This window comes from Hydrocoleum sp. CS-953, assembly GCF_002260545.1.
Classification (GTDB): Bacteria; Cyanobacteriota; Cyanobacteriia; order Cyanobacteriales; family Microcoleaceae; genus Trichodesmium.
Map to the genome: position 1 here is coordinate 1 of NZ_LGSU01001228.1, position 8,234 is coordinate 8,234.

4 protein-coding genes and 1 pseudogene are annotated in these 8,234 nt (G+C 36.4%); 4 read left to right on the forward strand and 1 reads right to left on the reverse strand.

What is annotated here, in order from left to right; genetic code table 11:
- Nucleotides 1-216: 216 nt before the first annotated feature.
- Nucleotides 217-1,200, reverse strand: a complete 984-nt coding sequence (locus AFK68_RS20735) for an alpha-ketoacid dehydrogenase subunit beta (RefSeq protein WP_094674711.1) — start codon at nucleotides 1,198-1,200, stop codon at nucleotides 217-219.
- A 1,185-nt stretch (nucleotides 1,201-2,385) separates the two neighbouring features.
- Between AFK68_RS20735 and dnaA the strand changes: the two genes are divergently transcribed.
- The 4 genes and pseudogenes from dnaA to dnaN all read left to right on the forward strand — a co-directional run bounded on the left by dnaA (nucleotide 2,386) and on the right by dnaN (nucleotide 7,965).
- Nucleotides 2,386-3,753, forward strand: coding sequence for a chromosomal replication initiator protein DnaA (dnaA, locus tag AFK68_RS20740; protein ID WP_094674713.1), 1,368 nt, complete (start codon nucleotides 2,386-2,388; stop codon nucleotides 3,751-3,753).
- 847 nt (nucleotides 3,754-4,600) lie between these two features.
- Nucleotides 4,601-4,753 (forward strand): annotated as a pseudogene (locus AFK68_RS20745) (DNA polymerase III subunit beta); the annotation flags it as partial.
- A 614-nt stretch (nucleotides 4,754-5,367) separates the two neighbouring features.
- Nucleotides 5,368-6,867 (forward strand): reverse transcriptase domain-containing protein, encoded by a 1,500-nt coding sequence (locus AFK68_RS20755; protein WP_210407536.1) that lies wholly within the window; start codon nucleotides 5,368-5,370, stop codon nucleotides 6,865-6,867.
- A 36-nt stretch (nucleotides 6,868-6,903) separates the two neighbouring features.
- Nucleotides 6,904-7,965 carry a DNA polymerase III subunit beta gene (dnaN, locus tag AFK68_RS20760; RefSeq protein ID WP_094674721.1) on the forward strand — a complete coding sequence of 354 codons (1,062 nt, stop codon included), beginning with the start codon at nucleotides 6,904-6,906 and terminating at the stop codon, nucleotides 7,963-7,965.
- Nucleotides 7,966-8,234 lie beyond the last annotated feature (269 nt).

Consider the following 8,234-nt stretch of genomic DNA (forward strand, 5'->3'; position numbering starts at 1 on the left):
CTATTACAGAATAAGTAATTATTAATTATTAATTCTTGAAAACTGATGAGAGGAATTAAGAAGGAAGAAATAAGACTGAAGTTGGAAGCATTCAGTTGGGGATTTGATGATCAGGAAGTAAGAAGCAGAAAACAAGAAGTAAAAGTTGATTTTACTCAAAAAAGTTAAAAATTTAATCAGTCTTCTTCCTTTTTCCCTCTTCCTTCTTCCTACAAGTTAAACTTTCATTGCCACCATTTTTTGTACTGCTTCAACAATTTGTTCTGGTTGTACAATTGTTAATCTTTCAAGTGTACCATTATAAGGTGTAGGAATATCTTGAGAAGACAACCGCAAAACAGGTGCATCTAATTCATCAAATAATCTTTCATTAATAGAGGCAATTAACTCAGCAGCAATACCACCTGTTCTCATGCACTCTTCAACAATAATCACCCGATGAGTTTTCTTAATAGAATTACCAATAGTTTCAAAATCTAGAGGTTTAAGAGATATTAAATCTATTACCTCTGGGTCATAACCCTGTTTTTCCAAAGTTTTTACTGCTTGGATAACATGGTGACGCATTCGGGAGTAAGTCAAAATAGTAACATCTTTTCCATTGCGTACCACTTCCGCTTTATCTAAAGGTAATAAATACTCTTCGTCTGGTAAATCCTCTTTCAAATTATAGAGAAGAACGTGTTCAAAAAATAAAACCGGATTTTCATCACGGATAGCTGCCTTAAGTAAACCTTTAGCATTATATGGAGTTGAACAAGCTACTATTTTCAAACCAGGAACAGCTTGAAAATAAGCTTCTAATCTTTGGGAATGCTCTGCACCCAACTGACGGCCTACACCACCAGGGCCACGAATAACTAATGGAATTTTGAAATTGCCCCCAGAAGTATAGCGTAACATTCCAGCATTATTAGCAATTTGGTTGAAAGCCAATAATAAAAAGCCCATATTCATGCCTTCTATAATAGGCCGTAATCCAGTTAGAGCTGAACCTATGGCCATTCCTGTAAAGCTATTTTCTGCAATGGGGGTATCAAGGACTCGTAGTTCTCCATATTTTTGATAAAGGTCTTTGGTAACTTTGTAGGACCCTCCATAGTGACCCACATCTTCACCAAGAACATATACAGTTGGATCTTTTGCCATTTCTTCATCAATGGCTGCACGGAGAGCGTTAAATAATAAAGTTTGTGCCATTAAAGGTTGGTTATATGAGTTAGCTGGCAGTTTCTTGTATGGCCTGAGATTCAGGTTCGGGTTTCTCAGTCAATCTGCTTATTTATTCGGAGATATCCTGAGCTTTGTTTTTAATTCTCCATTCTGCCTCACTGGAGAAACAAAAATTACATTGTTTGTTCTAATTTTATACTGGTAGGATTTTACCAACATACAGTAAGTAAAGAATATCAGTCTTTGTCTGGTTGGTTTTACTTTTGGGTCATTGAGTTGGCAGAAAAAGTTTATCAATTAATATTTACCCAGAAGTAGGGAAGCCTTAAGAAAGTTGACTTTATAATGTAATTTCCAGCAACTTTTTGGCAAGGTATGTCACATTGGCAATTAGTATTCCAGGCATAGTAGTGGAGATATGGACGAGTAAACACTAATACACATCACACTTTTAGACCATCAAAATTTTAGAATTTTTAAGTTGATGGGTAGTTAAATAGTTAAATCTTGATATTAACCTTTTTATGGCTTATCTAAGTAGCTTTTTCACTAATTGTAATTGTACTTTTACTTCTGCCCTGTTTTACTCCCCTATTTATCATAAAAAGTTATATTTGTCAACCTAAAATATAATAACATAATAACTATAAAAGAAAATACAAATTATATTGTTCACTAAATTTATCTATAGCAATCCTCCGCATATTCGCGACAAAAATCTTACTGCTTTTTAGGGAACACTTAACTGGCAACAGGTGGGAGTTTCAAGTTTTTTATTTACTTTTTAATTACCCGCAACATAAGCGGGGATTGCTATATATCTTGTAGGAGTTTGTTAATTAATTGATAATGGATAATTACCTCTTTAACAATGGATAGTGAATAATGGATAATCGATAATTGATAATTTAGAGTATGTGAACGAGTTAGATAGAAATAGGGAGAGAAAATTAGAGATTTAAAGAACTCTTTCCAATTATCCATGATCAATTGTCAATTATTAATTATTAGAAGAGGCTTTCAACCGAATTGATTAATTATCCATTATCAATTGGAAACCAAACCCCCTACAATTTACACAATTTAATTTGACATTTTAACCAGTATTCCGAGCAAAAAATTAACTTGTTTGGTAGTTATGAGCAACAAATTTTTATTCAATAATTTATAAATTGAATTTATTTCTGTACCAACATAATAAAGAGGTTAGCAGTGGAAATTTCTCTTGATAATTTGTGGAACCAAGTCTTAGAAAGACTGCAATTACAGTTAAGCAGACCGACTTTTGAAACCTGGATTAAAACAGCCAATGCTGAACAATTAGAAAATAATTGTCTAGTAATTTGCACCCCTAATCCTTTTGCTCGGAATTGGTTACAGAAATACTATATAAAAACCATTGCTGATGTCGTACATGATATTCTCGGTTACCCAGTAGAAATTTACTTAACTACTTCTATAGATGAAGATGCTGCAAAAGAAGATTCGGGACTTATATGGCCTGAGCATAAAAGTCCTGATATTCTAGAAAGTCTATCTATACAAAAGCCTAAACCAGCAAATCTTAATCCAAAATATATGTTTTCTCGATTTGTTGTAGGTCCGAATAATCGTATGGCTCATGCAGCTTCTTTAGCAGTGGCAGAGTCTCCAGGGCGAGAGTTTAATCCTTTATTTTTATGTGGTGGAGTTGGTTTAGGAAAAACTCATTTAATGCAGGCTATTGGTCATTATCGTTTAGATATTTTTCCTGATTCTCAAATATTTTATGTTTCTACAGAGAAATTTACTAATGATTTGATTGCTGCTATTCGTAAAGATAGTCTGCAAAGTTTTAGAGACCATTATCGAGCAGCAGATGTTTTATTAGTAGATGATATTCAATTTATTGAGGGTAAAGAATATACTCAGGAGGAATTTTTTCATACTTTTAATACTTTACATGAAGCTGGCAAACAAGTAGTATTAGCTTCTGATAGACCTCCAAATCAAATTCCTAGTTTACAAGAGCGACTTTGTTCTCGGTTTTCTATGGGATTAATTGCGGATATTCAAGCTCCCGATCTGGAAACTAGGATGGCAATTTTACTGAAAAAGTCTGAGTATGAAAATATGGTTTTGCCTAGAGATGTAATTGAGTATATTGCAACTAGATATCCTAAAAATATTCGGGAGTTGGAGGGTGCTTTGACTAGGGTTGTTACTTATATTTCTATTTCTGGTTTGCCTATGACTGTGGATAATATTGCACCTATTTTAAATCCACAAACAGAAAAATTGGCGGCATCACCAGAGGCAGTTATTAAAGTTGTTTCGGAAAATTTTAATGTATCTATAGAGGATTTAAAAGGTAGTTCTAGAAAGCGAGAAATTAGTTTGGCAAGACAAGTTGGGATGTATTTGATGCGACAACATACTGATTTGAGTTTGCCAAAAATTGGAGAGGTTTTTGGAGGAAAAGACCACACCACTGTTTTATATAGTTGTGACAAAATTAGTCAGTTACAAAGTAGTGACTTAAATTTTGCTCAAACAATTCGACAGTTGAGCGATCGGATTAATTTTTCTAGTCGTGATTAGTGATAGGTTGAAGAAAATTCAGAATATTTTTAGAAGGTAAAACAGAAAAAATTGGTCGAGAGTTTAGACTCATAAATAGGTAGGAAAAAATTACATGTACTTGTAGTTGTTGTGGATTCAAAGCGGGTTTATTAAAGTCTACAATATTTTAAAATTTACATTATATTACCGAAAATTTAAGGTATAAAACCTCTCCATTCATGGAGAAAAAAAATCTTTTTAGTCAATCCTCTTCTTTATAAGAAGAGGTAATTATTAATTATTGAATATCGCGTTTCTCAGTAAGCTGATGCTATACTTTTATGTTTACTTCCCTGTTCCCTCAAGCCCAGAATTTTGTAGCTCACGCTTTTTGGGAATTAGTAAATAATTAATTTTAACTTTTGATTTGCAAAAACTGTTTTTCCTGTGGAAAATTTGTGGAAAAATATAAAATCTACAATAAAATTGGCCTCAAACATTTCAAATTAGATAGCAAGAGTCCAAATCTGAACCTTAAGATCTGGATCTAGTATATTAAGTATGAATACTGGAAATAGAGAATATGTTATCTGGTTGAAGTATCTCAACAATTGAAGCTATCAAAAATCTCAAATTTTTTCTTGACCCAAAAATAGATTTTTCCACAGGTTTTCCACAGGGTATTTATTCGTGAAATCATTGATATAGTAAAGATTTTTTAGAGTTTTCCACATTTTCCACAGATATTAACTTGAGATTTTATTACTGATATTTTTCCTCTCATGTTAGAAATCTAGATTACTCAAGTTAAGAATGTTAGGATTTCAGTCTGAGGTGAGTTTTGTTGAACAAGCCTCTAGTTCCTTATATAAATAACTAAACTCCAATGAAATTAACTTGTACTCAAGGTGACTTAAGTAGTAACCTTTCTTTAGTTAGTCGTGCAGTTCCCTCTCGACCTAATCACCCAGTATTAGCAAATGTTTTATTAACAGCAGATTTAGAAAATCAACGTTTAGAGTTAACAGGTTTTGACTTAGTGCGATTCGTTCCTGTTAGGAGCCTTTAGAGACTAAAGGGGTATGAACAGGGTCTAACGAGGCCACCAAGGAAGAGCCTGCAAGAAGCGAGGCCACCAAAAGAAGAGCCTGTTAGATAACTGAATTGCGGATGCTGGTGAAAACCCAGCTCGTTAAGGGATAACGAACTCCCGACCTGGCCACGCCGAGTCAGACCTTTCCACTGACAGAGCGAAGCTGGCATCAGGCCCCAATCAGAGCCAAGAGAGATAGGCACACTGGGGGTAATGGGGAGACGGCATGGGTACTTTACGGAATATCCTTAAAAAGCGTCTTAAAACCCAACGGAGTTCTCAAATAAAACACTCCGAACGAACACGAGAAATCCCCGCGTCATCATAAGTCAATAGACGCATTCCCTGGGGGTCGTGTAGATGAATTGGATAGCCCTAAACCGTCAAAACAATCTGCAATTCGGAACGAAGAAAAACGCTGAGAAAGTCTCTGGAGTAAAGGTCGAAAACCAGAGTAGGTGGGAAAGCACGGAAACCTTTCCAGCGGGTAGGATGCAAGCCATAATTGCTTGCAGGGTAATCAGCGTAGAGAAATTTAGTAAGAGAGCATGCTTAGACACATGAATAGTCATAGTGAAGATTGGAGCAGCGTAAACTGGAAGAAATTCCAGAAAAATCTGTTTCGCCTCCAAAAACGAATCTACAAAGCCATGCAGAATGGAGACCTCCGGAAAGTAAAAAATCTCCAACGTCTGGTGCTGAAGTCCCGCGCTGCAAGGATGCTTGCTGTACGACAAGTAACTCAGCTAAATTCTGGGAAGAAAATTTGTGGGATAGATGGGAAAAAGTCCTTAAACTTCAGAGAAAGGCTCAACCTAGTCTTGAAACTAAAAAGAGCAAATAATTGGGAACATCAAGGACTAAGAGAAGTTAAAATCCTAAAGAAGAACGGGAAGATTAGAACTCTCAAAATACCAACCATCGCAGATAGAGCTTGGCAATGTCTTGTCAAATATGCTCTAGAACCAGCCCACGAAATAACATTCCATGCCCGAAGCTACGGATTCAGACCCGGTAGGAGTACACAAGACGCACAACAATTCGTCTTTAACAACCTAAAAAGTCGGGTAAAAGGCTACGAGAAAAGGGTAATCGAATTAGACATTGAAAAATGTTTCGACAGAATTAACCACAATGAGATTATGAAGAGAGTAATTGCTCCTCAACAAATCAAAATGGGGTTATGGGAATGCCTAAAGGCAGGAGTATCAGCAGAATTCCCAGAACAGGGAACACCGCAAGGTGGAGTAGTATCACCACTCTTGGCCAATATAGCATTAAATGGCATAGAGGATATCCATCCTTCGGTGAGATACGCGGACGACATGGTATTTTTCCTCAAACCAAAAGACGACGCTGAGAAGATTTTAGAAAAAGTACAGCAATTCCTAACTAAGCGTGGAATGAATGTATCGGCGGAAAAGATAAAGATTACACGGACAACGGCAGGTTTTGACTTCTTGGGATGGCACTTCAAGGTGCAAAAAAACGGAAAATTTCGTTGCACTCCCTCAGAGGAAAACTACGAAAATTTTCGCAAGAAAGTTAAAACCATAGTCAATAATTCTGTATTAGCCACAGCCACGAAAGCTAAGAAACTAGGCCCAATAATTAGAGGCTGGAGGAATTACCACCGCTATTGCAGGATGGACGGTTCAAGGTTTAGCCTATGGTACTTAAACCACGATGCCTTCAAGACTTTTATCAAAGATAAAAATAAAGGTAAAAATGAAGCCATAGAACTCGTCAAGCAAGCATTTCCGGCGGTGCCATATTCAGAAAATAAGTTTGTCATGGTCAAGGGCAACAAATCTCCCTATGACGGAGACTCTATTTACTGGAGCAAAAGAAACTCTAAACTCTACGACGGGCACACAGAAAAAGCGCTAAAACGGCAAGGCTACAAATGTGGACACTGTGGAAACTACCTGGACGGCAACGAAAAGGTAGAACTGCATCACACCGACGGCAATCACGACAATTGGAAGCCTAAGAATCTCTTAGCAGTACATGAGTTATGTCACGATTACATCCACATGGGCAAAAGGCCACAAGCCTAAGATTATCTAGGAGCCTATTGCGGTGAAAGTCGCACGATGGGTTCTGAAGGAGAGGTGCGGGCGGTAATACACCCCATCGACTCTAACAGTTTAGGTATTCGTTCCAGTTTTCCAGCAGTTGTAGAAACTGGTGGAAGTTTTACTTTACCTGCCAAATTATTTAACGATATTGTTTCTAGACTACCAGACGGTAATATTACTATTGATGATGATGAAGGAGAAGCGATCGCTACTCTTACTTCTACATCTGGACGTTATCAAGTCAGAGGTATGGGAGGGGAGGAATATCCTGAGTTACCTAATGTGGAAGATGGGGAAGTTGTAAATTTACCACCGGAAGCTTTGATTAATGGTTTGAAAGGAACTTTGTTTGCCACAAGTCCCGATGAAACTAAACAAGTATTGACGGGAGTAAATTTAAAAGTACAACCAGATGGTTTAGTATTTGCTGCGACGGATGGTCATAGGTTGGCAATAGTTGAGACTGAAAGTGTAACAGCAGAGGATGAGGAAGAAACTGAAGAGCTTGAGGAAGTTGCAGAGTTTGAAGCAACTATTCCAGCAAAAGCTTTAAGGGAAATTGAACGAATGATTGGGATGGGTAAATCTGATTCTTCTGTGGCGTTGAAATTTGATGAAAGTCAGGTAATTTTTGAGTTGGGAGAGCAACGTTTAACTAGCCGAAAATTGGAGGGTCAATATCCAGTTTACCAACAATTATTGCCTAATAAGTTTACTAATCAAATTAATGTGGATAGGAAACAATTTTTAGGAGCGGTGGAAAGAATTGCTGTTTTAGCTGACCAGAAAAATAACATTTTGAAGTGTACGATTGATAATGTTAATCAGGAGATTTCTTTATCTGTGGATGCTCAAGATGTGGGAAGTGGTAGAGAGTCTATGGCTGCACAAATTTCTAGTGATGAGCCGGAAGAAATTGCTTTTAATGTGAAATATTTGATTGAAGGTTTGAAGGCTATTCCTTCAGCTTCGGAGATTTCTATTCAGTTAAATACGGCTACAACTCCGGTGGTTTTAAATCCTTTGGGTGGGTTGAAAATGACTTATTTAATTATGCCTGTTCAGTTGAGAAGTTAGCTGTATAAAGTTATTTTAAAATCGTAAGTTTATCGTGGCAGATTGGATTATTTGATATGTCTAAATCTGCCATATTTTTTGATTTAAAGTTATCCTAAATTAGGTTGACACAGAAGCTTTATTCTGAGAAATTTTGGAATCCAGAATGGTTAGATTAGAGAGGGATTTGAAAAAGCTACTTTTGAGAACCAAATTTGCTATTTTTTTTAAGATAGGAGAAACCGAGAAACTTGTATTGACAATAGTTAATTGGTTAAAATATCAAGGGT